Below are 1958 nucleotides of genomic sequence, written 5' to 3'. Positions count from 1 at the left end.
AAGAGGGTTGGTGTTTTTGCTTCACGCACTCCGCATAGGCTTTCCAAAATAGCAATCCAGGATGTCAGATTGATAAAAATTGAAGGGACAACTCTCTATGTTGAAGGTCTTGATGCTATTGACGGAAGTCCTGTGCTTGACATCAAGATGAAAATAAATTCCTTTAGCAATTTAAAGAAATGATAGATTTCATAGTATTTTTTTTTCAATTTAATAAGCTTAAGAAGGAACAGATTTTTGGTGTGGATTGGTTTTTAAAAAGGAGTTTGCTTAAATAATGACAAAAGTTGGCAAATTAAGAAAACTTGACTAAAAATATGACTCTATAATACATTTTCTTAATGCTGGTGAATTAATAACATTTACTAATTTGGAGGAAGAGTGAAAAAATTATTATTTGCCTTTGTGATTTTATTAGTAGTTTTAATTGGCTGTTCTATTTTTGATTTCTCTATTGATGTTAAGTATGAGGTTACTGGTTCTGCCAATAAAGTAGATGTTACTTATGCTAATAAAGACGAAGGCACTTCTCAAGCAAACGATGTTTCTATTCCTTGGTCATATTCATTTGAGGGAGAGGGAGACCAATTCGTTTATATATCTGCTCAAAATCAAGGACAATCTGGAAGTGTAACTGTAACGATTTATAGGGATGGCAAGAAATTCAAAAGGTCTACAAGTACGGGAGCATATTGTATTGCGTCTGCAAGTGGTTTATTGTAAAATTGAATCTGTAAATGGCAAAAAGGAAAAAAGTTCAAAAGCAATAAATGCTGACTTAATATAAGGCTCTAAAAGGCGTTTTTATTTAGTTAGTGGACTAATAACATTAAGTAAATTGGAGGAAAGATGGAAACCACACTGGCAACTATATTGTTAAAGATGAAAGACAGTATATCACAGGTTCTTTTTCTATTACTTGTTTTGTTAATAATTGGTATTATTCTTTGGAATTATGTTGTAAAAAACAGAAGATTATTATCCGAGTTAGATAAAAAATTAAATGATATAAATTATATGGTAGCAGATTTATCAGAAAATGTTAAAAACGATAACAAAGAATTGGATAAAGAAGACCAATCAGACAAATAAAAAAATTGTTAGAAGAATATTACGGTAGCGTAAAGAAAAAAAAGTAACTGCGAAATCTGGACATAAGAGATGAAATTTATGCAAGATAATAATAGTATGCAAACTTGCTGGGTGGGGGTTGCAATAAAACTTGACTGTTACACAATTGCGTCTATGCGCCTGTTTTAGGTAGCATAGATACAATGTTGCGTTTATGCAATTGTTAGGCTAAATTAAGTTTACAGATACGAAAAAGGAGGTAATACAAAATGGCTGAAAATCCCGGAACTGATAAGGTGGAAGATTTACTAAAAAATGTACATGGTGGTTCTTATGTGATTCCATATTTTCAAAGAGGATTTGAATGGCAACCCAGTATGGTTTGTGATTTAATTGAATCAATATTACAAAACTACTATGCCGGACTCATTCTTTTATGGGAGTTAAATCCAGAAGAAGCTCAGAACGAGGAATGGGACCCAGTTTGGGGAGCAGAATTAAAAGGCATTCCTAAAAAAGCAATACTTGATGGTCAACAGAGATTGGCTTCATTATATTATGCAATTTATAATCCAGAGAAAAAATTTCCCAATAGGCAATCATATTATGTGTTTTTTCTGAATTTAAATAAAGTCCTAAATGGAGACTATGAAGAATCGGTAACTTATAAATATTATTTCGCTACTTATCAATCTTGGAATCGAATAAGGAAAGATAAAGGAAAATGGACTGAAACAGGTATAATTCCGCTCTCAATACTGTCTGCAAAAGATCCTAATAATTCTAATCAAAGATATATAGATTCAACGGAATTTGATGGTTGGTTAAATGAATACCTTGATAAGAACAGAGATAAGTTGCCAGAAGGAATAACAACACATAAAGTG

The 1958-nt window shown here is 31.8% G+C and carries 4 protein-coding genes; all 4 read left to right on the top strand.

Features of this window, described 5'->3' with window-relative positions; genetic code table 11:
* Positions 1–183: TrmO family methyltransferase (locus U9R23_01465; protein MEA3475105.1), on the top strand; the 183-nt coding region annotated here is incomplete at its 5' end.
* A gap of 198 nt (positions 184–381) precedes the next feature.
* On the top strand, positions 382–723 hold the full coding sequence (locus U9R23_01460) for an MmpS family transport accessory protein (GenBank protein MEA3475104.1): 342 nt from the start codon (positions 382–384) through the stop codon (positions 721–723).
* A gap of 126 nt (positions 724–849) precedes the next feature.
* Positions 850–1092 (top strand): hypothetical protein, encoded by a 243-nt coding sequence (locus U9R23_01455; GenBank protein ID MEA3475103.1) that lies wholly within the window; start codon positions 850–852, stop codon positions 1090–1092.
* A gap of 248 nt (positions 1093–1340) precedes the next feature.
* Positions 1341–1958, top strand: a 618-nt coding sequence (locus U9R23_01450) for a DUF262 domain-containing protein (GenBank protein ID MEA3475102.1), incomplete at its 3' end; no start/stop codon positions are given.

The sequence above is a fragment of the Candidatus Cloacimonadota bacterium genome, assembly GCA_034722995.1.
In the GTDB taxonomy this organism is placed as follows: domain Bacteria; phylum Cloacimonadota; class Cloacimonadia; order JGIOTU-2; family JGIOTU-2; genus JAGMCF01.
This window is presented reverse-complemented; position numbering and strand designations above follow the sequence as displayed.

Bases quoted from the DNA above. Each gene is read 5' to 3' on its own strand.
- U9R23_01455 (MEA3475103.1), top strand. From the start codon at position 850: ATGGAAACCACACTGGCAACTATATTGTTAAAGATGAAAGACAGTATA.